The following is a 22,175-nucleotide window of genomic DNA, read 5'->3' as shown; positions in this document are numbered from 1 at the left end:
GCGCCATGCCTGGGATGACGCCTTATCGCAATCGCAGCGGGCGCTCCGGCGTGAGCGCCTATGCGATCGGCAAAGGCTTCATCCGGGTGCGGTTCGGGCACGACGGCACCTACGAATACACCGATACGACACCCGGCCGCGCGCATGTGCACAACATGCAGCGGCTCGCCACGGCCGGGGTCGGCCTTTCCACCTATATCAGCCGGTTCGTGCGCGATCGCTATGTGCGCAAACTCGACTGATCGCTGTTTTGAAGGAACCACCATGTCCGATCGTTCTTCGCACCTCCTCGATCCCGGTTTCGAGCTCACCCTGCGCCCGATGCGCTATCCCGAGTTCTACGAGATGTACCGCAACGCGATCAAGAACACCTGGACGGTGGAGGAAGTGGATTTCTCGCTCGACGTGACCGACCTGAAGTCGAAGATGACGGATGCCGACCGCCATCTCATCCACCGCCTGGTCGCGTTCTTCGCCACCGGCGATACCATCGTGTCGAACAACCTGGTGCTGAACCTGTACCAGCACATCAACGCGCCGGAAGCGCGCATGTATCTGTCGCGCCAGTTGTTCGAGGAAGCACTGCACGTGCAGTTCTATCTCACCCTGCTCGACACTTATATTCCCGACCCGAGCGAGCGCAACAAGGCGTTTGCCGCGATCGAGAACATTCCTTCGATCCGCCAGAAGGGCGCGTTCTGCTTCAAATGGATCGATTCGATCCAGAACCTGCCGCGCCTGGAAACGCGCGAACAGCGGCGCCGGTTCCTGCTCAACCTGATCTGCTTCGCCGCCTGCATCGAGGGACTGTTCTTCTTCGCCGCCTTTGCCTACGTGTACTTCCTGCGCTCGCGCGGCCTGCTGCACGGCCTGGCCTCGGGCACCAACTGGGTGTTCCGCGACGAGTCCGGCCACATGGCGTTCGCCTTCGACGTGGTGCGCACCGTGCGCGCGCAGGAACCGGAGCTGTTCGATGCGGACATGCGCACGCAAGTGGAAGCGATGCTGGAGGAAGCCATCGCCTGCGAAACGCAGTTCGCCGAAGACGTGCTTTCCGGCGGCGTGGCTGGCCTGTCAGTGAAGGATATGCGCCAATACCTGGAATATTGCGCAGACCAGCGGCTGGCGCAGTTGGACTTGCCGAAGAAATACGGCGCGAAAAATCCGTTCGACTTCATGGACCTGCAGGACGTGCAGGAAGTCACCAACTTCTTCGAGCGCCGCGTCTCGGCCTACCAGGTGGGCGTGGAAGGCGAAGTCGCGTTCGACATGGCGTTCTGACGGAAACCGACTCGCATGCACGCGCCGCTGATCGTTCTTACGGATACGCCACAGGCCGGCGAGCTGGCGGTGATCCGTCAGCAGCTTGACCGGTTCAATGTCGCGGCCTGCGGCATCGACGATCAGCGGCCGCTCGCCTTGGTGGTAAAGGACCCTGCCACGCACGAGGTACTCGGCGGCCTGAGCGGCCGCACGTCGCGCGGAGTGCTGTTTATCGATATGTTCTTTCTGCCCGAGGCCCTGCGCAAGCAAGGACTGGGCAGCACGCTGCTACGCCAGGCCGAAGCGGAAGGCCGTCAACGCGGCTGTCATACGGGCGTGCTGCATACCAACGATTTCCAGGCCCCGGGTTTCTACAAAAAATACGGCTGGCGCGAATTCGGCACCATCCCGTGCGACCCGCCCGGTTCCTGCCGCATCTTCCTTAGCAAGCCGCTGATCGCGGCCGATTGAATCCGTCGCGACGCCTTGTAACGCGCTTACACGAGACGATCACCGCCTCGATCGCGCCACCCATGCCATTCCAGGATCACATGGCATGGGCCAGGTTCGCCCTCGCTCCAGGCAGTGCGCAACGAGCTCAGGTCCAGCTGCTGTCGTCGTCAAAATTGCCGCCGGAATTGTCGTCGTCGAAATTGTTGTCCGAGTTGACGTCGTCGAAATCGTTGGACGCGAAATCCTGACCGCCGCCCTGCGAGGCATTACCGTCGTCGAAGAAATTGTTTTCGGTGACGTTCTCGATCACTTCCGGCTGCCCGCCGCCGAAGAAACCACCGCCACCGAAACCGCCGCCGTGGTGGCCGCCCAGCAGGTTCTCGATGCCATCGAACAGGAACATGCCACCGGCCACGCCGGCCGCCGTGGTGGCTGCGCTGGAAAGGAAACTGGAACCGCCACCCTGCGGCGCGGCGGGCGCGCCACCGAACAGGCGCTCGCGCCAGCTTGGCGCAGCAGCCGGCTGCGGGGCCGGCGGATACGCAGGCGGAACAGGGCCCCACGCCGGTTGCTGGCCACCCAGGAAGCTGCCGCCGCCCTGCTGGCTGGTCACCTGAGCCTGCAACTGCGCGATCTGCGCCTTGGCCGCGTCCAGCGCATGCTGCTGCAACAGGCTGCGCTGCACCAGCAGGTAAAGCGCATCCGGCTGGCCGGACAGGCGCTGGCGGATCAGCGCGTCGGCCTGCGCGTCCTTCGCCACGCCGCCGACGGCAGCCAGGCGCTGGAGAAAATCATCGAGGAGAAGTTGTTCCTGGGGTGTCATGGGGACTCCGTAAAGCTGCTTGTGGACGCCGGCACGCTGCGGGCATGAGTGAAAGTATGCACGGGCCGCGTGACCTCAAGGGGACGTTTCGAACGCGATCCGCGTTGCCAAGTGCCGGCATTCAGTTCGGGCACGATCGAGCAAGCCAAACAGGCCTACGTTCCGGTCAACGAACTGGCGCGCGCCCAGGGCGAACTGGCCGGCAGGCAGGGCGAACTGGCTGGGCAGCAAAGTGGACTGGCCGCGCGCCAGAGTGCCTTGGCAAGTCGCCAGGCCGAGCTGGAAAGCCGGCGCGCCAGCATCGAAGCCCAGCGCATCGCCCTGCAAGTCAGCGGCAGCTCACAGGAAGGCCTCGCCGAACAGGCAAGCCTGCACGGCCTGAACCAGGAAAACGCCGAGATCGCACGCGAAACCCGAACGCTCGACCAGTCCGCTGCAACGCTGTCCAGGCAACAGGCGCAACTGTCGGTGCGCGAGTCCGAACTATCGAAGCAGGAAAAGCTCGCAACGCAACGCGCCAATCAGCAATTGGACAAGCTATTGGACGATGCGGTGACGAACGGCATGGCTGAGCCGGTGAACCACTGAGCGGCCACTTACCTTCCGAGTCACTACGGCATATGCGCATGTAACCGACTCAAGCACCGGATCTGCTGCGGCAGAGAAGGGTTCCGCTGCTGCTGTTGAAATGCATGGATCAAAGCGAACGCCTGCTGCGGCAGGCGCCAGCAATTTTGCGCCCGTGGTTATCGCCGAGGAAATCCGCTCCTGCTCGCGTATTACCTGATACTGGCTTGCGCAACCTCAGGCACCAGCGCGTCATGACCGCCCTGATGGTGGCGGCTATCAGCCTGGGCCTTGGTGCCAGCATGACCATGATCACCGGGTTGCGCGTGATGCCGGATGATCACTTGATAGCGTCGCCAAGGCCCGTGCCTGCCGCGGTTTTCTCTCCGATTACTGGCGCGGCCAACAGCGACGAGCAGCTCAGGCTACCGGCACCGTGCCTGGCGATCGGCGCGATCGCACCAGGGTTGCCCGGCCAACTGGCGGTGCTTGGTCCCGCCTTGCGCGCCATGCTGTATCGCCGCTACGACGCGAAGAAAAGCCCAGGGTGGATTGTCGGCCAGAACAAAGGAAGACACCGATGGCCCCGCGCCGCGGCAAGGCAACTTGCCTTGCCGCGGCGCCCGGTCACGTATTTATCGCCACGGCCACGGCTTAAGCGCGTACTCCTTCGGCGGCGTATCGCCAGCGAGGTTGCGCACGAAGTAATCCCAGCGGCGGCGCGTGATGTACGGGGTATCGTCTGCGTAGCCATGGTGCTCGTTGGGCAACAGCAACATGTCGAAATCCTTGTTGGCCTTGATCAGCGCATCGACCACCAGCAAGGTGTTGTAGGGCGGCACGTTGTCGTCGATGCTGCCGTGCACCAGCATCAGCTTGCCCTTGAGGTCCTTGGCGATCAGCGGGTTGGACTGGTTGTCGTAGTTGGTGCTGCCGTCCTTGTGGGTCTCCAGCAGGCCCTGCCATTTCTCGGCCCAGTCATCCTCGTAGTCGCGGTTGTCGTGGTTGCCGCTTTCCGACCAGCCGACCTTGAAGAAATCGGGATAACGGAACATGGCGTCCGCCGTGGCATCGCCGCCACCGGAATGGCCCCAGATGCCGGCGCGATCGAGATCGATCCACGGATAGCGCTGCGCCAGCTGCTTGATGGCGGCCACCTGGTCGGGCAGCGTGTTGTCGCCCATGTGACCGTACCAGGCATCATGGAAGGACTTGGAGCGCCATGGCGTACCCATGCCGTCGATCGCAACCACGATAAAGCCCAGTTCCGCCAGCGATTGATTGTCGTAATGCGAGGGCGTGAAGCCGAAGGTCGCCACGGAGCCGGTCTGCGGGCCGGGATAGATGTAATCGACGATCGGATATTTTCTCTGCGGATCGAAATGCGTGGGCTTGAACATCAGGCCATACAGATCGGTCTTGCCGTCGCGCGCCTTGACCACGACCTGTTCCGGCGGCTGCCAGCCAGTGGCGAGCAGACGCTTGATGTCGGCCTTGGCGACGGTAGCGAGGGTGCGACCGTCGCTGGCATCGCGCAGCACAGTCACCGGCGTCGTGGTGGTGGTGGAATAGCTGTCGACGAAATACTTGCCGTCGTCGGACAGGGTGATGGTGTGGTCGGCCGGCTCGGGCGTCAGCAGCACCGGTTCGCCACCATCCAGGCTCACCTTCCAGAGCTGCTGGTAATAGGGATTGACGCCAGGCGTGCGGCCTACGCCACGGAACCACACGGTACGTGTCTTCGCATCCACCTTCAGCACTTCGGTCACGTTGCCGTCGCCGGTGGTGATCGCGTGCTTGAGCTTGCCGTTGCCGAGATCGTAGAGGTAGAGATTGCCCCAGTTGTTGCGCTCGCTGAACCAGATCGCTTCGTGGCTGGCCGGCAGATAGCGCCAGTTCACCGCACCGTTGCCGCTTTCATAATAAGTGGGCACGTCTTCGTGGAACACGGTGCGTACTTCGCCGGTATTGGCGTCCGCGATGCGGAAGGTTTCGTGCTGGTGGTTGCGCGAGGTGGATACGAAGGCCAGCGTGTTGCCGTCCGGCGCCCACTTCACATCGTCCCAGCCGCCATCCTCGCCGCAGCTGACGTCGTCGCACAGGGACGAACGATGCTGGTCAGGCGGCATCTTCAGTCGCACTACCCGATGCGCCGGCACATCGATGATCACGCGCTGGATCAGCGTGACGTGTTCGTCGCCCGGCAACGGGTATTTCCAGGACTGCAATTGCGGATGGCCGACCTGGGTGGTCACCACGTACATGTCGCCATCCTGGCGCTGGTCCTGCTGGAAGGTCGCGATCCGCTTCGAGTCGGGCGACCATTCGAGGATCGCGTTGTCGGTGTGTTTCCAGCCGGCGTTGTCGGTGGCGTAGCCGAAATTCTCCACGCCATCGGTGGTGAGCCGGGTTTCCTTGCCGGTGGCGACGTCGCGCACCCACAGGTTCCAGTTGCGGATGAAGGCTTCCTGCTTGCGGTCGGGCGACAGCACGCCCGGCTCCTTGCCGGTTTTTACCAGCGTGTTCCGGTCTACGCATTCACCGGCGCCCTTCAGGTCGCACAGGTAATGCTTGCCGTGGACCTCGATGTCATCACGTCCGTCGGCAGCCACGCGGTAGTCGGCGATGCCGAGCTTGTCGGCCTTGGCCGACTTGTCGCCGGCGTGGTCCAGTGCCGCGGCCAGCTTGGCCTGGTCGAACAGCGGCGACGCCTTGCCGCTGGTGGCATCCATGCGCAGATAGTGATCGCCGCTCGCGTCATGGTCGAGATACCAGAAGTGCGTGCCGTCCAGCCAATGCACGACGTGTACCGCATGATCCACCAGCGGCATGGTGTTGTACGGCATGAACCGTTCGGCCTGCGCATAATCCTGCGCGGTCAACGTGCGACCTTCCGCCTTCGCGCTGCCCGGGCTCGCAGCCAGTGTCAGCAGACCACACACCAAAGCGCCGTACAGACGCGACGTGCCGATTATCGAACGCATGCTTGCTCCCAATGAAAACGTTTGGCCGCGACGGCGGCCACCCCATCTTGTCATGACCCTTCATCGTAGTAGCGGCGATCGCGCCGCACCCCTGCCAAAGGTCCCTGGCATGGCATCCCGGCAAGCGGCGCCGTATCGTGTGCACCTCTCCGTTCCGGCCCGCGATCCATGACTCCGACCCTGCCCGAAGCCCGCCTGCTGGAAATGGTCTTTCCCGACCACACCAACCACCTGCGCACCCTGTTCGGCGGCCAGGCGCTGGCCTGGATGGACAAGGCCGCCTTTATCGTGGCCTCCCGCCACGCCCGGCGCACGGTCGTCACCGCGCGCTCGGAAGAGGTGAATTTCCGCGTGCCGGTACGGGAAGGCCAGCTGGTGGAACTGGTGGCGCGCCTGGTCGGCGTCGGGCATAGCTCGATGCGGGTGGAAGTGGAAATGACCGCCGAAGACCCGCTCACCGGCGACCGCCGCGTCTGCACCACCGGCCGCTTCGTGATGATCGCGCTCGATTCCAACGGCTCGCCCACGGCCGTACCGTCCCTGCCTGTCGCTTGAAGGAACGCAAGCATGTCGCACCGACTGATCGTCATTGGCAATTACGTATCGCCTTACGTGCGCAAAGTGCTGGTGTGCCTGGACTTGAAAGGGCTCGACTACGAGATCGATCCGATCGCGCCGTTCGTCGGCAACGACGATTTCGGTCACTTGAGCCCCTTGCGTCGCGTGCCGGTGCTGCTCGACGGCGATCTGGTGCTCAACGATTCTTCGGTGATCTGCCAATACCTGGAAGACAAGCATCCGGTGCCCCCGCTCTATCCCGCCAATATCGCCGACCGTGCCAAGGCGCGCTGGCTGGAAGAATATGCCGATACCCGCCTTGCGGACGTGCTGATCTGGCGCCTCTTCTACCAGTTGTCAGTCCGCCGCCACGTATTCGGCGAGACCACGGACGAGCAGATCGTCAAGCAGGCGCGCGAAATCGAAATTCCTTCCGCACTCGATTATCTGGAAACACAGCTGCCTGCGGATGGCTTTATCTTCAGCGATCTATCGATTGCCGATATCAGCATCGCCTGCTATTTCCGCACCGCAGCTTTTGTGCGCTACGCAGTAGATGCCGAACGTTGGCCGCGCACGGCCGCCTTCGTACAGCGCGTGCAAGCGCTGCCGGTCTTCCGGAAACTGGCGCAGTTGGAGGATTGCACGCTGCGCATTCCGCTTGCACAGCAACGCGATGCGCTGGCGGCGGCGGGAGCGCCGCTTACACGGGAGACGATGGCAACGGCACGACCACGACATGGATTGCCAAGAGAATGAGTTTCGCCTGACTCGACTGATCGCCAGCACGAAACGCGGCATGGCATGGGGCAACCCGGCCCCTGAAGGACCGAGTAAAAGAAGGGTGCCGCACTGCCGCGCCGGCAGGTCCCTAAGCGCCAGCCGGGGGGAACGTCCAACATGCTCAAAGCTGCCTGGCCATCAACTCCACCAACCAGTCGACGAACACCCGCAACCTTGCCGGCATCTGCCGGTGGGTCGGATACAACACCGACACCGGCAATGATGGCGGCGGCATCGATGGCAGGATTTCCCGCAGCTGTCCGCTCGCCAACCCGTCCGCCACGCGATAGCGCGGAAATTGCGCGATGCCCAGGCCGGCTTCGCAGCAGCCCATGTAGGCTTCGACGCCGCTGACGGTGACACGGCCGGGCAGCGTCACTTCGCGCCGCTTGCGGCCGAGCATGAATTCCAGCGGCTCGCTGCGATGCGTGGTTGGCGATGCCCAGTTCACCGCGTAATGGCCGTTTTGCAAATCCGCCAAGCTTTGCGGCATGCCTTGCCTGCGCACATAGGCCGCACTCGCCACGGAGGCTTGCTCGAGTGTGCCAACGCGCCGGCTGGTCAAGCCCGAATCCGGCAATTGGCCGACGCGCAGTACGCAATCGACGCCTTCGCGCAACAGGTCGACGAAGCGGTCGCCGGTACCGATGTCCAGTTCAAGTTGCGGATAGCGCGCGAAAAAAGTCGGCAAGGCGGGAATCAGCCACAGACGCGCCATTTGCGCGGGCAGGTCCACGCGCAAGCGTCCGCGCGGCAGCACGGCTGTTTCGCGGAAATCCGTTTCCACCGCATCCATGTCCGCCAGCAGGCGCACGCAATGGCCGTAATAGAGTTCGCCTTCGCGGCTGGTATGCACGCGCCGGGTGGTTCGCTGCAACAGTTGCGTGCCCAACCGCGCCTCGAGCCGCTTGATGGTGTGGGTGACGGTGGCGCGCGGCAGGTCCAGGTCGTCCGCCGCGGCGGTAAAGCTGCCCAGCTCGACGATTCGCGTGAACAGGCGCATGGCATCGAGACGATCCACGGATTATTGATCTAGATGGAATAGTGATAACCATTATTGAGCATTTATCGCACGCCCGCATGGTTCGAAGATGCGCCATCTTCCACTCGTGAAAAGGCGATCCCATGCAGACCCGCACTCTCGGCAAGAACGGTCCCGGCGTTTCCGCCCTCGGCCTCGGCTGCATGGGCATGAGCGACTTTTACGGCCAGCGCGACGACGCCGAATCCATCGCCACCATCCAGCATGCACTCGACCGCGGCGTGAGCCTGCTCGACACCGCCGACATGTACGGCCCTTTCACCAATGAGGAACTGGTCGGCAAGGCGATCAAGGGCCGGCGCCACCAGGTATTCCTGGCGACCAAGTTCGGCATCGTGCGCGATGCGTCCGATCCCGCCAAGCGCGCCATCAGCGGCCGTCCGGATTACGTGCGCGCCAGCTGCGACCACAGCCTGAAGCGGCTGGGCGTGGAGCACATCGACCTGTACTACCAGCATCGCGTGGACCCGGACGTACCGATCGAGGAAACCGTCGGTGCGATGGCCGAACTGGTGGCGGCCGGCAAGGTGCGCTACCTGGGCTTGTCGGAAGCGTCGGCGCACAACATCGAGCGGGCGAGCAAGGTGCATGCGATCGCCGCGCTGCAAAGCGAGTTGTCGCTATGGACGCGCGATCCGGAAGAAAACGGCTCGCTGGCGATGTGCCGCAAGCTGGGTATTGCGCTGGTGGCGTATTCGCCGCTGGGCCGCGGCTTTCTCACCGGCGCCATCAGCAAGCCGGAGGATTTCGATGAGGATGATTTCCGTCGCACCAATCCGCGTTTCCAGGGCGAAAATTTTGCGCGCAACCTGCAACTGGTGAAACAGGTGGAGGAGCTGGCCGCGGAAAAAGGCTGTTCGCCGGCGCAACTGGCACTGGCCTGGGTGCTGGCACAAGGCGAGGACATCGTGCCGATCCCCGGCACCAAACGCCGCTCGCGCCTGGACGAAAACCTCGGCGCGCTCGACGTGCGGCTGAGCAAGCAGGAACTGGATTCGATCGAAAGGATTTTTCCTGCCGAAGCGGTGGCCGGCGAGCGTTATGCGCCGGCGGGCATGGCGCACGTCAACCGATAGCGCCGGTCTACCACGCATGCACAGGCCCTCTCCTCTCCAGGGAGAGGGCCGCGATGAGCGGATGGTCCCGCGCCGGATCCACCGTCGATGCGCGTTGTGATCCGGGTTCCTCGATCCGTTCCCGGCGAAGCAGGCAGGCCGAAGCGATAGAATGCACGGATGAGCACTCCCGAACACTCCCCGCTCGGCAAGCACACCGTCTACGCCGACCGTTACGATCCCACCCTGCTATTTCCCATTCCTCGCCAGGCCAAGCGCGATGAAATCGGCGTGAGCGAGCCGCTGCCGTTCCAGGGCGTGGATATCTGGAACGCCTATGAACTGTCGTGGCTGGATATGCATGGCAAGCCGGTGGCGGCGGTGGCGGAGTTCCGGGTGCCGGCGCATTCGCCCAACATCATCGAATCCAAATCGTTCAAGCTGTATCTCAATGGTTTCGCGCAAGAGCCGCTGGCCAATCCGGCCGCGCTGAGCGCGCTGCTGCAACAGGACTTGTCGCGCGCGGCGGGCGCGCCGGTGATGGTGCAGCTCCGCGCGGCGCGTACCGCGCAACACGTGTTTGCGGATCTGGCGGGCGATTCGATCGACGCGCTGCCGATAACCGTCGACGACTACGGGCCGCCGAACGCCGGCTACCTGCGCGCCGATGCAACCGCGCCAGCGGTGGACGAAATCCTGGTCTCGGACCTGCTGCGCTCCAACTGCCCGGTCACCGGCCAGCCGGATTGGGGCAGCGTGCAGATCAGCTACCACGGCGCACCGATCGACCGGGAAGGACTGCTGCGCTACCTGGTGTCGTTCCGCATCCACAACGAATTCCACGAGCAATGCGTGGAACGCATCTTCATGGATGTGCGGCAGCGTTGCGCACCGGAGCGACTGAGCGTCTACGCGCGCTACACGCGACGCGGCGGGCTGGACATCAACCCCTTCCGCAGCACGGACCAGGCGCTTCCGGACAACCGCCGCGGAGCCCGGCAATAAGCGTGGCGGCCTGCGTCGAACCCGACGCGCAAACGGTTAAACTCTGCGTTTTGGTCATCGGCACTTCAGATCGGCGGCGCTAGCCTAGTCGGACTGCCATGAAGCCGCCGGCCTCCGGTTTCCTGTCCCCCCTTTCGGAATCTCACCCATGAAACTCTCCGCACGTTCCGCCGTCCTCTGCAGCGTTACGTTCGCCGGGCTGTTGACACTCAGCGCCTGCGGCAAGAACGAGCAACAGCCGGCGAACCAGCCTGCTGCACCCAGCACCGCCGCCGCGCCCGCCGCGCCGTCCACGGCCGCCACCAAGCCGGCGCCGGTCGGCACGGCCGCCGCACCCGCAGCGACCAGCACCGCCAGCGCCGCGCCGGCATCGGCCAGTACGGCGGCAGCAACAACTGCCGCGGCCACGCCGGCCGCGGAGGGTTTCCAGGTCAGCACCATCACGGTAGGCGACGCGGTCAATGCCGACCACAAGGTGCGCAAGGAGATGACCACCTTCGCGCCGAGCCAGAAGACCATCTACGTCAGCGTCGACACCACCGGCAGCACGCCCGGCGCCACCCTCAACGCCAAGTGGAGCTACCTCGAAGGCAGCGGCCAGCAGGTGATGAGCACCAGCCAGTCGATCATCGCCGATGGCCCGGCCACCACCACCTTCCGGGTGCAGAATCCGAACCTGTGGCCGGAAGGCAAGTACAAGGTGGATATCTCGCTGGACGGCAAGCAGGCGGCAAGCAAGACCTTTGAAATCAAGAAGAGCTGATCGCCGCTGACGCGAAGTACGCCGGGGCGCTCCGATGGAGCGCCCTTTTGTTGTCATAGCCCCCTTGCCGCAGCGCGTTCCGATCACGCGCCGTCATGCGGACGCCATAACCCGCAGGCCGCAAGTTGTCGCCTGCCATGATGGGTGTGGCACCATCGCGGTCTTTGGGGAATGTGGGGCCGGATCATGGTCTGTGCGTGGTCCGGCGCTAGGAGGCAATCGTAGCGTGGAGCAACAAGGCGGGGCTGAAGTCCTTAGCCAGGAAGATGCCCTGACCCGGCCGGGCCCGGTGTGGCTGCGCCGGTTCGGTGGCCCGGCACTTTCGGTGCTGATGCTGTGCCTGGCGTTGTGGGCGCTTTATCGCCTGGCTGGCGAGGTGAGCTATCACCAGGTGGGCGAGTACATGCATCGCCTGCGTCGCGGGCGCATCGGCCAGGCCATCGTGCTCACCGCGCTCGGCTATGCCGTGATGCCGCTGTACGACCTGTTCGCGCTCGGCGCCATCGGCCGCACGCTGCCGAAGCGGCGCGTGGCGCTGATCTCTTTCATCAGCTACGCCTTCAGCAACACGCTGGGCATGGCGATGCTGGTTTCCGGCTCGATCCGTTACCGCTTCTACATCCAGGCCGGCCTGTCCACCATGGACGTGGCCAAGGTCGTGCTGTTCTGTACCGTCAGTTTCTGGCTTGGGCTGTTCGCGATCACCGGCGTCACCCTGTTGCTGGTGCCGATACCGCCGGGATTGCAACTGGCACACGCGCGGCTCCTGCTTGGCGTCGTGTTGTGCCTGGTGCCGCTGGCGTGGCTGATCGGCGGGCAGGTTTTCCGTCGCACGATCAGGCTATGGCGCTGGGATTTGCGGCTGCCCCCATTGGAAGTGGGGCTGCGCCAGATTTTCGTGGGCGCACTGGATTGGGGCCTGGCCGCAGCCGTGCTGTATGCGCTGATGCCGGACGCCCTGGTGCTGCATTTCGGCTCGTTCCTGGCGATTTTCGCGCTGGCGCAGATCGCCGGCCTGATCAGCCATGTGCCCGGCGGCCTGGGCGTGTTCGAAGCGGTGATGCTGGCCGGCTTCGGCGCCACCGGCAACCAGGCCTTGTCGGCTCCGATCCTCGGCGCACTGGCGGCCTATCGCGGCGTCTACTATCTGCTGCCGCTATGTGCGGCAACGGTAGTGGTAGTGGTGCGCGAAGCGCGCGGATTGCGCCACGCCGCGCTGCTTTCGCCATGGTTCAACGGACTGCTGCCGCCGTTCTTCGCCGGGCTTACGCTGGTATCCGGCGCGGTGCTGCTGTTTTCCGGCGCCACGGCCGTGCTGCCGGGCCGGCTGGAATTGCTCAGCGACCTGTTGCCGCTGCCGGTGCTGGAGGCCTCGCATTTCCTCAGCAGCGTGATCGGCATGTCGCTGCTGATCCTCGCGCGAGGATTGCAGCGGCGCCTGGACGCGGCGTACTGGCTGACGCTGGTGCTGCTGGTCGCCGGCGCGGTCGCTTCGCTGCTCAAGGGCATCGACTACGAAGAAGCCTGTCTGCTGATCCTGCTCGCCGTGGCGCTGGCCCCCGCGCATCGGTTGTTCTATCGCCGCGCCTCGCTGTTCGAGATGACGTTCTCGTTCGGCTGGCTGCTCGCTTGCGCCACGGTGCTGGGTTGCACGGTGTGGCTGGTGCTCTTCAGCTACCAGCACGTGGACTACAGCCGCGACCTGTGGTGGCAATTCAGCTTCTACCACGGCAACGCGCCGCGTGCGTTGCGCGCGCTGGTTGGCGCCACCGGCGTGGCGCTGCTGTTCGCGCTCACTACCTTGATCCGCTCGGCGCGCCCGCGCCCCACCCTGCCCGACGACGCGGAGCTGGCGCGCGCGCTGCCGCTGATCAAGCAATTTCCTTCCGCCCAGGCGCATCTGGCCTTGATGGGCGACAAGAGCCTGTTGTTCGACCCGGACGGCAAGGCTTTCATCATGTACGGCATCGAGGGACGCAGCTGGGTGGCGATGGGCGATCCGGTCGGGCGCGACGATCGCGCGCGGCAGGAGCTGGTATGGACGTTCCGCGAACGTTGCGAGCGCGGCGGCGGCTGGCCGGTGTTCTACCAGGTGAATCCGGCCGACCTGGATCTTTACCTCGAAGTCGGCATGAGCCTGCTGAAGGTCGGCGAAGAGGCTCGCGTCAGGCTGGAACAGTTCAACCTCGACGGCAAATCGAAAAAGACCCTGCGCGGCACCGTCAACAAGCTGACCCGCGAAGGCCTGCGCCTGGAGATCGTGCCGATCGCGCAGGTTCCCGCCTTGCTGCCGCGGCTGAAGCCGATCTCCGACGCCTGGCTGCGCGACAAGCGCGTGCGCGAGAAAGGCTTTTCGCTCGGCGCCTTCGACGAACCGTATCTCGCGCGCACGCCGATGGCGGTGGTGTGGCAGGACGACAAAGCCGTCGCCTTCGCCAATCTGTTCCTCAGCGACAGCATGGAAGAAGCCTCGGTAGACCTGATGCGCCAGTTGCCGGATGGCCCAGCCGGCCTGATGGATTACTTGTTCGTGGAGCTGATGCTGTGGGCCAAGGCGGAAGGCTACCGTTGGTTCAATCTCGGCATGGCGCCGCTTTCGGGCCTGCAGAGCAGGCGCCAGGCGCCACTGTGGAATCGTTTCGGCGCGCTTATCTTCGGCCGTGGCGAGCGCTTCTATAATTTCCAGGGCCTGCACCGTTACAAGGACAAGTTCGATCCCGAGTGGGAGCCTCGCTATATGGCGGTCCCAGGCGGCATTGCGCTGCCGGTGGTGCTTACCAATGTCGCCAGCCTGATCTCGGGCGGCCTTACCGGAGTGGTGCGTCGATGAAATTTCGTGTTATCGCCGTGGTGGTCTGCGTGGCGATCATCGCCGCACTGGCGATCTGGAAGCCCTTCCCCCGTCCCAGCCTGGACGCGGCCACGGTCAAGCTGTCGCCCACCACGCAGGCACCGGCCGGCCACGACGACGTGCTGGCGATTTTCTATTCCGGCGATGGCGGCTGGCGCGACCTGGACAAGCAATTGGGCACGCGGCTGGTCGCGCGCGGCGTTCCGGTGCTGGGGGTCAGCTGCCTGGACTATTACTGGCGCAATCGCTCACCCGAGGAATCGGCGCGCGACCTCGATGCGCTGATCACCCGGTACACCGCGCAATGGCATAAGCAAAAGATATGGCTGATCGGCTTTTCATTTGGCGCGGACGTGCTGCCCACCATCGTCGACAAGCTTGGCCCGGCCAATCGCGCGCGGATCACGCAGATGGTGTTGCTCTCGCCCAGCCAGGATGTGAACTTCGAGGTGGAACTGGAGGGCTACATCATGGTGCGCGAGAACTGGCTCAAAACGCACCTGAAAGAAATCATGCAATGGATCAACCCGGTGCCGCACTATCCGGCGCTGCCGCCGATCCAGGCGCTACAGGCCCAGCCACCGGTGGTGTGCTACTACGGCCACGACGATAGCGACGACACCGTGTGCGACGATCCGCACTTGCCCGCCTGGGTAAAGGTCCACGAGATGCCGGGCGACCATCATTTCGATTACAACTATGACGGCCTTGCCGCGCGCATGATCGACGAACTGCCCGGTACGGCTTCCGCCGCGCCAGCGACTCGATAGAAGACGTTGTCCAGGCCTTAGTCACCTTTTCATCACTCCGGCACCCTCCGGAATTAAGCAGCCCGGAGCGCTTGCGCACAATCTTGGGCTCGCGTCTGCGCGCTTCAAACCGTGTCAGCGCCAAAACAACGGCGCTGTGCGCACACGATGCTCACGCTATGTGCGCAACCTTTTCATCTGCCTGAACCGCCTGGGCGCGCGCGTACATTGTGTTCACGGCTGCATTGGTCGAATCGATAACGCCGAACGCGCACTGCGTCGGCACAATGTCGATCCGCACGAGGTATCCGTCATGAATCAGGACACGATCAGCGGCCGGTGGAAACAGTTCAGCGGGCGAATCAAGCAGAAGTGGGGCCAATTGACCGACGACGACCTGAAAGTGGTCGAAGGCAATGCCCAGATGCTGGCCGGAAGACTGCAGGAGCGCTACGGCATAGCCCGTGAGGACGCGGAACGGCAAGTGCGCGAGTTCGAGGAAGACCTGGACATGAGCCGCCGAGGCACCGGCAGCCGTAGCCATTAACCGCAGCGTGCCCAGTCCGGCTTATGTCGAGTACGACGCCGGCCTGGGAGTTAGCGCAAACACGCATGCCTTCACATCAGGAGAGACTGTCATGCTTTACTGGGCTGCCGTATTTTTCATTATCGCCATCATCGCCGCCATTTTCGGCTTCGGTGGCATCGCCGCTGGTGCAGCCAGCATCGCGAAAATTCTGTTCGTGGTCTTCATTATCCTGTTCGTGCTGTCGTTGATTTTCGGCGGCATCCGCAGGGGACCGCGTCCTTAAGTCATCAATCGCTTTCCTTGCAGGGCACTGCGGCATTGGTTGATGCCGCAGTGCCCTTTTTCCATGCGATGACTTCGATCGCATGCTTGCTGATTCAGCCCGTCGCCTGGATAAAAAGATCATCGCGCAGGCGTGCCGGCTGGTCCTTGTCCGCATCGCGGGAAACCCCATCGCTGAGGCAATGCAGTCTGACCTGCGAACAGGCGATCGCGGCAAGCTCAGCCGGCGCTGTGAAACATGGCAACGCGCTGCTCCGTGCATCGCCCTTCCGCCCTCAGCCACGCTTCCTGCGCAATGAACGACGTGCATGGACCGAACGTGCCCAGGCGGATTTCGCGCCGCCGCGCTTCCCTGCGCAGCATGTCCAGCACGCTGCGCAGGACGACGCCGGTGAAAGGGGTATACAGATAGAACACGGTCCCTTCGGAAACATCGGCGCTTCGCGCATCCTGCTGCAGGAACGTCGCGTTGCCCAGCTTCAGCGCCAAGGCGGCTTGCCGGGCGCTGGCCACGTAGGCCGGCTCACGTTCAATACCGACACAGCGAGCCGGCGTGCAGGCGGCGGCCAGCAACGGTACGTGGCCTAGCCCGGAACCGAGGTCAATCAGCACATCGCGCTCGCCGAGCGACGCATGCCGGATGAAGTCGAAGATGTGACGCGCGGGGGTGGGCTGGTAGAACACCATGCCGGGCAGCGGATCGGCGATATCGCCCTCGGGTTCGGCCAATTGCAGGACACCGCTCGCCAGGGCATCCAGGTGGTCGTAGCCATCTTGATCGAAGCCGTCTTCCGGCACGGTCATCCAGGGCAGTAACGCCTGCACACCGGCTCCACGCCGAATCTCGTCGCGGATCGAGCGATACAGCATACGGTTGATTGCTTCCAGCTCCAGCTGGATCGCTTCGACGCGCCGATAGAGCGACGGTTCGAGCATGGCTTGCACATGGATGAGACAGCTTTCCAGGCGATCGAGTGCATCGACACGCCGTTGCAATTGATCCGGCGCACGCCATGACCGGTCCTGTTCCAGACAGTCGAGCAGGACTTTCAAGGCGCTGGTTGCCATCGTGCTGACCTTTGCTTGCGTCAGTCAAGCATGCGCCTGCATCGGCTCCGCATCAATTGGCACAGGCTATCGGCATGCATCCCGGCGTGCCAAGGGCGGCGCATGCCGTGCGACGATGTCGCTATGCAGCAAGGCCCAAAGAGATGGCTGCCTGATCGCGCGAATGCTCATCGGCCGCCACCATAAAGTTAGCCAGCCGCTACCCTTCGCCGCAGCCATTCCGCCAACTGCGCCAGCACCTGATGACGGCCGGTTTCCGTTTCACTGAAAAGCTCGTGGAACAGCGTATCGAAGAAACGGCTAGTAAGTTGCCTGGTGGCCCATGCGCTGTCGGCGAATTGGCGGCTGCCGGAAGGATCGACCAGCCGATCGCTGCCGGCCACCAGCAACAAGGTCGGCACGCGCAGGCGCCAGGCATCGGCGATGCTGGACGCCCCAGCGCTGAAGATGAAGTCGGCCATGCGCGGGGTAATCCAGCCGCCGCAGAGCGGATCATTGCGATATTCCTCGATCACTTTCGCATCGTGCGACAGCTTTTCGAGCGGCAACCTGCTTCGCAACGGCAGATTCGGCGCCACGCGCGAAAGCAGGTGCGCCAGCCGGCGCAGCCAAGGCGTTTCGAACGTTCGCAATGCGGGCGACGAAAGTACCAGCGCAGGCGGCTCGACACGGCCGTCCAATACGGCGCGCAGCGCCACCAGGCCGCCCATGCTATGCCCAAGCAACAGCGGCGGCTTGCCGAAGCTGGCAGCGTAATCCTGGTAGACCGCGGAAAGATCGCGCAACAGATCGTCGTCATGCCGCAAGGCTGCACGCTGTCCCGGCGTAAGGCCGTGCCCGCGCTGGTCATAGCTGCGCGCTGCGTATCCCCGCGCCAGGAACCATTGCGCCAGCGCTTCGTAGCGCCCGCCATGCTCGCCCAGTCCATGCACGATCAACACCGCATCGCGTGCGTCACGGTTGGACCAGTCGCGAAGATATACGCTCTGGCCGTCCGGCATGGTCAGCCAATTGCTGACGGTGCTCTGCCCCCCAGGGCATTTTCCGACGCCAATCAATTGGGGGCGTTTTATATAGCGACGTAAGGGATTGCACAAAGGGAAACAGCAGCCCACTGTCGTGAGTACCGGATAACCCCATTGCGCCAGATGTCCCGTTTGCGTAAGCATTGGCACCCACAGTATCAGCAGAAGACCTCTACTGGGTTTTCTGCTGCGGGGGTCTGGGGGAATTTACGCTGCATTACTTGTGCGCCTATCGCTCTGGCAAGGGCTATACGGTCTTGCGTGCGAGTGAAATGGTGCGTGCGGGATAGGTTCGGGCGGTTGCAGTCAAGCATCGAGGCTATCTAGCCTCATGCGCTGGATATCAGCCGCGCGCACTCCCCGATTTAGCGGTACGGATATCGAAGCGAATCGGCTTCGTTCACAAGGGGAAAGATGATGCTTGGAGCTTTATGGCTGGCAGCGGCGCTTACCGCGGCACCACAGACCGCCGTTGCACTGGACGACAACAGCAAGATGCTGGTGAGCCGGCCACAGCACGAAGGTGCCATCATTTCGCCAAATGGCAAGTTGCTGGCTGTCGTCGAGCACGCCCATGACACGTCATTCATTGTCATTGTGAATGTCGCAGACCTGAGCGTGGTCAAAACCATTTCCACCGGCGAACGTACCGCGATCAATAGTCTTGTCTGGGTAGGTTCCAACCAGGTGGTTGCACGGATGACCCATTTCACCGATCGCTACAACCAGTTCGTGCAGCTTCCAGACGGCAAAGGGGATAATCCCACCCTGCACTTGGGTTATATCGACAAATCCAGCGAGGTCAACTTCCATGGCATGTTGATCGGCACTATTCCCAATGATGACCACCATGTACTGATTGACTACTGCCTGCGGGTAATCAATAGAAAATGCAAAACCCAGGCACGTTTGGTGGATACCAACAACATCAGTCCGGACGGTGGCGATGTCGTCGCCGAAGGCCCGATCTACGGCGCCAAGTATATGGCTGACCATGCCGGCGTCATCCGCGTGGCCTGGGCATTGGATGACAATGATCAAATGTCGGTCTATGTGACGAACAACGGCAAGGATTGGAAGCCGCTGAACGACAGCACCGTTAGCGGGGTGAAGATGTATCCGAATTCCATCTCGCGCGACAACCGATCCTTGTTCCTTATCGTCGAGCATAAGGAAGGTCCGAACAGTTTTGACCGCTACGACTTTGCGACAGGTATGCGCACGCAGTTGCTGCGTGATGCCGTGACCAATCCCTTGGGCAAGCTTTTATCCCTGGATGGATACGAAACGTTGGGCGCTTTTTTTGGTACCGGACGGCCTGAGGCTCGGTTCATTGACCCCAACAGTCAGGACGCGATCTGGCGCGCGTGGGTTTTTAAGGCATTCCCGGATGCAACGACGAATGTTACTAGCGTCAGCACCGATGGAAATCTGATGGTAATACACACCCTGAGCGACCGCGACCCGGGCACGTATTACCTGCTTGATCGCCGGAATCATAAGGCGCGGCTTTTGTTCCGGTCCTATGCAGCACTCGACCCCAAACACCAGCTTCCCTCCGAACCCTTTACCATGCGGGCGCGCGATGGACTGGTGCTGACCGGCTTCGTGACGCGACCAACTGGCCATGCCGGTCCGGCACCCATGATCGTGCTGGTACATGGCGGCCCAAATATCGAAAGCGACAGCTGGTACTTCGACAACGAGGTGCAGTTGCTGGCGCAACATGGCTATGCCGTGCTGCGGGTGAATTATCGCGGATCGTACGGCTTCGGCAGGTCTTTCTACCAGCTCGGCTACAGGCAATGGGGTGCGGCGATGCAAGACGATGTCACCGATGCCACCCATTGGGCCATCAACCAGGGCATTGCCGATGCGAAGCGCATTTGCATCTACGGTTCCAATTATGGCGGCTACGCAGCGTTCATGGGGGCTGTGCGAGAGCCTACTCTCTACCGGTGCGTGGCAGCCAATTCAGCCGTCTACGATCTGAGCAAGATTTCCCGATGGTATGTCCGCAGAGAAACGCCGATGCAAGCCACTTTGGTTGAGGAACTGCTCGGCAACGACAGCAAGCAACTGGCGGATCGCTCACCGCTTACCCACGCGAGCGACATCAAAGTGCCGGTATTGATTGCGCATACACGCATGAACGGCACGGCACCTATTTATATAGCCGAGCTGATGCGCGATGCGCTTGCCAAGTCAGGTAATGCGCCTGTGTATCTGGATTACACCGACGAATTTGGCGGACTGGAAAAGGACGACCAGCGCATCGACTTCTATGGTCACCTGCTCGGCTTCTTCGATGCCAACCTGGGGGTAAGCCAGAGCAGCGTAGTGCCACGGGGGCAACAGGCGGCCTCGCCGTGAGGGTGCGTGTTTAACGATCGAGTCTGGACAAAGCCTATGCTCCAACTCGATCTGCCCCGCCACAAGCAAACATGAAAACGACTCCAGATTCGTCCGTCAACCCAGGCGGCGGCATTATCAAACTTGATTGCGCGATCCGCCATAGTTTGTCTGCTAGCGAGCAACTGCGTTTTTCCAGAATCTGGTGCCTAATCACTCCTGGGCCGAAACATGGCGGCAACGAAGCGATGATTGCCATCACAATGCTAGGTGCTATGCATAAAAATCTGGCATCCAAGCGCTCGAAATCCTGTGCCAACTATTGCACACGACTCCTTGGCTCATAAAAAGTAGTTTGGGGGAGCGCCAGCTAAATGCCCTGGAGATTCCTCGGAGAAGCCCGTCCGAAACGCAAAGATTGCGCACGTGATCTCGCACGCAAGGGACAATCGAATGAAACTGATAATCATAAGAACTCGCGCGATAACATTGATTTAGAGGCTAGTTAAGCGCATAAAGAGCTTCGCAATTGCGCGGAGGCGTCAGCGTGGACCTTTGGACACTCGTTTTTGACGCCTGCACGTAGCGCAATTCCGAGGTCAACCCAGCTCTGGAGCTAACTCTGCGTCCGACTGGACAAACTTATTGGACGTCCATCGAAGTTTGTCCAAACTATGCTGGATCGCGCATTGGACAGTGATGGACCATAAGCCCGGAGGGATTCAAATCTATAAATATTTGAATTTTTCAAACTTGCGGATCGGATGAATCGGCAGGGACACGTTCGTCCACTGACACATACGAAAACATGCCTAACTGTTGTACATCTGCTCCGCGCACGGCAACGGTCCAGCCATTGATGAGGTCCGTGATTGTCGCGCGTTGGGGGTATTCTCAACAGCCTGCTAATGGCGTAGATCAATACAAACGAGTAGCACCCCCTCCATCCACTGAAAGAACAACTCCGTTGATAAAGCTGGCGTACTCTGAGCACAACCAGACAATCGCGTTTGCCGTTTCCTGCGCTTCCCCGAATCGATTCATGCCGCAATGGCGAGCCGTCAACGTGTGGTAACGTTCGGCGGCGCCTGGTCGCTCTGGGTCAACCATTTCCGATACGGTGAAGCCCGGCGCAACCGCGTTGATGCGAAGGGACATCTGACCATAGTCGGCTGCTGCCGATTGGGTGAGGCCAATGACACCGAATTTGCTAGCCGAATAGGAAGAGTGCCCGATGTCGCTCGGCTTCGTTCCGTAGATCGACGCAACATTCACGATCGCGCCGCTCCCTGTGGCAAGCATGGCGGGTATTTCGTGCTTCATGCATAGCCACACACCTTTCATGTTCACGCCCATCACTTCATCCCACTGCGCTTCGGTAACCTCCGCCAGTGGAGTGAAGCGCGGACCCGCCACGCCGGCATTGTTGACTGCGCAATCCAGACGGCCAAATCGCTCCAGGGTCGCCTTGATCATGCTTTCGACATCCGCAGCCCGGCTAACGTCGGCTTGCACAAAATGGGCCTCACCCCCCAAAGCGATAATACGTTGCACGACGCGCGCGCTTTGCTCGGCGCGTCGGGCAGCGATCACCACCTTGGCGCCTTCTTCGGCGAACCGCAGTGCCGTGGCCTCGCCAATGCCAGAACTTCCACCCGTTACCAATGCAACCTTGCCAACAAACCGATTCACGCAAGCCTCCGTAAGATGTGAAATGTGGATTCGGTGCGTGCTGAATACGGGAGCACCACTGATGAAGCGCGGATTGGCCCAGTTCGCCCAAGCCTTGCTGGCCAGCACCGCCAACCGCAGCAGCCATCTTTCCCCGGCGCTCATAATATTCACACTAATGATAGTGAATATTGACCCTTCTCGCATTTGCCTGCATGATCGTCGGGTATCGGCATGGCTGGCGCATGCCGGGAACGACCTGCTGCGGTGACAAGAGGCCGGAACGGGGTTGCTGGGCTTGCGATCGATTTAATTAAGACGCATGGCTCGCGTGCTGCCAGTTAGCTAAGGT

General features: G+C 62.2%; 21 protein-coding genes. 14 read left to right on the top strand and 7 right to left on the bottom strand.

Annotated features, from left to right (window positions below; genetic code table 11):
* Positions 1-5: 5 nt before the first annotated feature.
* The 3 genes from ISP15_RS05505 to ISP15_RS05495 are packed head-to-tail and all read left to right on the top strand — an operon-like array spanning position 6 to position 1,734.
* A complete protein-coding gene (locus tag ISP15_RS05505; protein ID WP_404545919.1) occupies positions 6-242 on the top strand; it encodes a hypothetical protein in 237 nt (78 codons plus the stop codon).
* Between the two features lie 22 nt (positions 243-264).
* Entirely contained in the window at positions 265-1,281 is a 1,017-nt protein-coding gene (locus tag ISP15_RS05500) for a ribonucleotide-diphosphate reductase subunit beta (protein ID WP_404545917.1), read from the top strand.
* A 15-nt stretch (positions 1,282-1,296) separates the two neighbouring features.
* Complete coding sequence (locus ISP15_RS05495; RefSeq protein WP_404545916.1) at positions 1,297-1,734, top strand: GNAT family N-acetyltransferase; 438 nt, start codon at positions 1,297-1,299, stop codon at positions 1,732-1,734.
* Between the two features lie 127 nt (positions 1,735-1,861).
* On the opposite strand, the gene ISP15_RS05490 is transcribed toward ISP15_RS05495, so the two are convergent.
* Entirely contained in the window at positions 1,862-2,539 is a 678-nt protein-coding gene (locus tag ISP15_RS05490; RefSeq protein WP_404545914.1) for a DUF2076 domain-containing protein, read from the bottom strand.
* 69 nt (positions 2,540-2,608) lie between these two features.
* Between ISP15_RS05490 and ISP15_RS05485 the strand changes: the two genes are divergently transcribed.
* Positions 2,609-3,127: a hypothetical protein gene (locus ISP15_RS05485; RefSeq protein ID WP_404545912.1), complete on the top strand. Its 519-nt coding sequence runs from the start codon at positions 2,609-2,611 to the stop codon at positions 3,125-3,127.
* A gap of 319 nt (positions 3,128-3,446) precedes the next feature.
* Here the strand turns inward: ISP15_RS05485 and ISP15_RS05480 are convergent, their stop codons facing one another.
* On the bottom strand, positions 3,447-3,617 hold the full coding sequence (locus tag ISP15_RS05480; RefSeq protein ID WP_404545911.1) for a hypothetical protein: 171 nt from the start codon (positions 3,615-3,617) through the stop codon (positions 3,447-3,449).
* Between the two features lie 124 nt (positions 3,618-3,741).
* Positions 3,742-6,090: a S9 family peptidase gene (locus ISP15_RS05475; RefSeq protein WP_404545909.1), complete on the bottom strand. Its 2,349-nt coding sequence runs from the start codon at positions 6,088-6,090 to the stop codon at positions 3,742-3,744.
* A 168-nt stretch (positions 6,091-6,258) separates the two neighbouring features.
* On the opposite strand from ISP15_RS05475, the gene ISP15_RS05470 reads away from it, so the two are divergent.
* Together ISP15_RS05470 and ISP15_RS05465 are read left to right on the top strand one after the other, a co-directional pair.
* On the top strand, positions 6,259-6,645 hold the full coding sequence (locus ISP15_RS05470) for an acyl-CoA thioesterase (protein ID WP_404545908.1): 387 nt from the start codon (positions 6,259-6,261) through the stop codon (positions 6,643-6,645).
* Between the two features lie 12 nt (positions 6,646-6,657).
* Positions 6,658-7,407: a glutathione S-transferase family protein gene (locus tag ISP15_RS05465; protein ID WP_404545906.1), complete on the top strand. Its 750-nt coding sequence runs from the start codon at positions 6,658-6,660 to the stop codon at positions 7,405-7,407.
* 145 nt (positions 7,408-7,552) lie between these two features.
* Here ISP15_RS05465 and ISP15_RS05460 read toward each other — a convergent pair whose 3' ends face one another.
* Positions 7,553-8,452: a LysR family transcriptional regulator gene (locus tag ISP15_RS05460; RefSeq protein ID WP_404545904.1), complete on the bottom strand. Its 900-nt coding sequence runs from the start codon at positions 8,450-8,452 to the stop codon at positions 7,553-7,555.
* Between the two features lie 104 nt (positions 8,453-8,556).
* On the opposite strand from ISP15_RS05460, the gene ISP15_RS05455 reads away from it, so the two are divergent.
* The 7 genes from ISP15_RS05455 (at position 8,557) to ISP15_RS05425 (ending at position 15,708) form a co-directional block, all read left to right on the top strand.
* On the top strand, positions 8,557-9,549 hold the full coding sequence (locus ISP15_RS05455) for an aldo/keto reductase (protein WP_404545902.1): 993 nt from the start codon (positions 8,557-8,559) through the stop codon (positions 9,547-9,549).
* Between the two features lie 159 nt (positions 9,550-9,708).
* Positions 9,709-10,533 carry an NADPH-dependent 7-cyano-7-deazaguanine reductase QueF gene (gene queF / locus ISP15_RS05450; protein WP_404545900.1) on the top strand — a complete coding sequence of 275 codons (825 nt, stop codon included), beginning with the start codon at positions 9,709-9,711 and terminating at the stop codon, positions 10,531-10,533.
* A gap of 148 nt (positions 10,534-10,681) precedes the next feature.
* Positions 10,682-11,296 (top strand): hypothetical protein, encoded by a 615-nt coding sequence (locus ISP15_RS05445; RefSeq protein WP_404545898.1) that lies wholly within the window; start codon positions 10,682-10,684, stop codon positions 11,294-11,296.
* Between the two features lie 226 nt (positions 11,297-11,522).
* A complete protein-coding gene (gene mprF / locus ISP15_RS05440; protein WP_404545896.1) occupies positions 11,523-14,126 on the top strand; it encodes a bifunctional lysylphosphatidylglycerol flippase/synthetase MprF in 2,604 nt (867 codons plus the stop codon).
* Complete coding sequence (locus ISP15_RS05435; RefSeq protein ID WP_404545894.1) at positions 14,123-14,917, top strand: AcvB/VirJ family lysyl-phosphatidylglycerol hydrolase; 795 nt, start codon at positions 14,123-14,125, stop codon at positions 14,915-14,917. The genes mprF and ISP15_RS05435 overlap by 4 nt, the downstream gene beginning before the upstream one ends.
* A gap of 292 nt (positions 14,918-15,209) precedes the next feature.
* Positions 15,210-15,443 (top strand): CsbD family protein, encoded by a 234-nt coding sequence (locus ISP15_RS05430; protein ID WP_404545893.1) that lies wholly within the window; start codon positions 15,210-15,212, stop codon positions 15,441-15,443.
* A 91-nt stretch (positions 15,444-15,534) separates the two neighbouring features.
* A complete protein-coding gene (locus ISP15_RS05425) occupies positions 15,535-15,708 on the top strand; it encodes a DUF1328 family protein (RefSeq protein ID WP_404545891.1) in 174 nt (57 codons plus the stop codon).
* Between the two features lie 218 nt (positions 15,709-15,926).
* On the opposite strand, the gene ISP15_RS05420 is transcribed toward ISP15_RS05425, so the two are convergent.
* Complete coding sequence (locus ISP15_RS05420; protein WP_404545890.1) at positions 15,927-16,775, bottom strand: methyltransferase domain-containing protein; 849 nt, start codon at positions 16,773-16,775, stop codon at positions 15,927-15,929.
* Between the two features lie 188 nt (positions 16,776-16,963).
* The gene (locus ISP15_RS05415; RefSeq protein WP_404545889.1) at positions 16,964-17,776 is read right to left on the bottom strand and encodes an alpha/beta hydrolase; all 813 of its coding nucleotides are present in this window, start codon (positions 17,774-17,776) and stop codon (positions 16,964-16,966) included.
* 438 nt (positions 17,777-18,214) lie between these two features.
* On the opposite strand from ISP15_RS05415, the gene ISP15_RS05410 reads away from it, so the two are divergent.
* Entirely contained in the window at positions 18,215-20,173 is a 1,959-nt protein-coding gene (locus tag ISP15_RS05410) for an alpha/beta hydrolase family protein (RefSeq protein WP_404545888.1), read from the top strand.
* 897 nt (positions 20,174-21,070) lie between these two features.
* Here the strand turns inward: ISP15_RS05410 and ISP15_RS05405 are convergent.
* Entirely contained in the window at positions 21,071-21,988 is a 918-nt protein-coding gene (locus tag ISP15_RS05405; RefSeq protein ID WP_404545887.1) for an SDR family NAD(P)-dependent oxidoreductase, read from the bottom strand.
* Between the last annotated feature and the right edge of the window lie 187 nt (positions 21,989-22,175).

Origin of the sequence: Dyella jejuensis (genome assembly GCF_044904675.1) — a bacterium.
GTDB classification, from domain to species: domain Bacteria; phylum Pseudomonadota; class Gammaproteobacteria; order Xanthomonadales; family Rhodanobacteraceae; genus Dyella_B; species Dyella_B jejuensis.
The sequence above is the reverse complement of the archived record's forward strand: the minus strand, read 5'-3'. Positions and strand labels throughout refer to the sequence as shown.

Bases quoted from the DNA above. Each gene is read 5' to 3' on its own strand.
- ISP15_RS05405 (WP_404545887.1), bottom strand. From the start codon at position 21,988: ATGAGCGCCGGGGAAAGATGGCTGCTGCGGTTGGCGGTGCTGGCCAGC.
- ISP15_RS05480 (WP_404545911.1), bottom strand. From the start codon at position 3,617: ATGGCGCGCAAGGCGGGACCAAGCACCGCCAGTTGGCCGGGCAACCCT.
- ISP15_RS05415 (WP_404545889.1), bottom strand. From the start codon at position 17,776: ATGCCGGACGGCCAGAGCGTATATCTTCGCGACTGGTCCAACCGTGAC.
- queF (WP_404545900.1), top strand. From the start codon at position 9,709: ATGAGCACTCCCGAACACTCCCCGCTCGGCAAGCACACCGTCTACGCC.
- ISP15_RS05475 (WP_404545909.1), bottom strand. From the start codon at position 6,090: ATGCGTTCGATAATCGGCACGTCGCGTCTGTACGGCGCTTTGGTGTGT.
- ISP15_RS05500 (WP_404545917.1), top strand. From the start codon at position 265: ATGTCCGATCGTTCTTCGCACCTCCTCGATCCCGGTTTCGAGCTCACC.
- ISP15_RS05505 (WP_404545919.1), top strand. From the start codon at position 6: ATGCCTGGGATGACGCCTTATCGCAATCGCAGCGGGCGCTCCGGCGTG.
- ISP15_RS05465 (WP_404545906.1), top strand. From the start codon at position 6,658: ATGTCGCACCGACTGATCGTCATTGGCAATTACGTATCGCCTTACGTG.
- ISP15_RS05495 (WP_404545916.1), top strand. From the start codon at position 1,297: ATGCACGCGCCGCTGATCGTTCTTACGGATACGCCACAGGCCGGCGAG.
- ISP15_RS05410 (WP_404545888.1), top strand. From the start codon at position 18,215: ATGATGCTTGGAGCTTTATGGCTGGCAGCGGCGCTTACCGCGGCACCA.
- ISP15_RS05435 (WP_404545894.1), top strand. From the start codon at position 14,123: ATGAAATTTCGTGTTATCGCCGTGGTGGTCTGCGTGGCGATCATCGCC.
- ISP15_RS05470 (WP_404545908.1), top strand. From the start codon at position 6,259: ATGACTCCGACCCTGCCCGAAGCCCGCCTGCTGGAAATGGTCTTTCCC.
- ISP15_RS05420 (WP_404545890.1), bottom strand. From the start codon at position 16,775: ATGGCAACCAGCGCCTTGAAAGTCCTGCTCGACTGTCTGGAACAGGAC.
- ISP15_RS05430 (WP_404545893.1), top strand. From the start codon at position 15,210: ATGAATCAGGACACGATCAGCGGCCGGTGGAAACAGTTCAGCGGGCGA.
- ISP15_RS05425 (WP_404545891.1), top strand. From the start codon at position 15,535: ATGCTTTACTGGGCTGCCGTATTTTTCATTATCGCCATCATCGCCGCC.
- ISP15_RS05490 (WP_404545914.1), bottom strand. From the start codon at position 2,539: ATGACACCCCAGGAACAACTTCTCCTCGATGATTTTCTCCAGCGCCTG.
- ISP15_RS05455 (WP_404545902.1), top strand. From the start codon at position 8,557: ATGCAGACCCGCACTCTCGGCAAGAACGGTCCCGGCGTTTCCGCCCTC.
- ISP15_RS05445 (WP_404545898.1), top strand. From the start codon at position 10,682: ATGAAACTCTCCGCACGTTCCGCCGTCCTCTGCAGCGTTACGTTCGCC.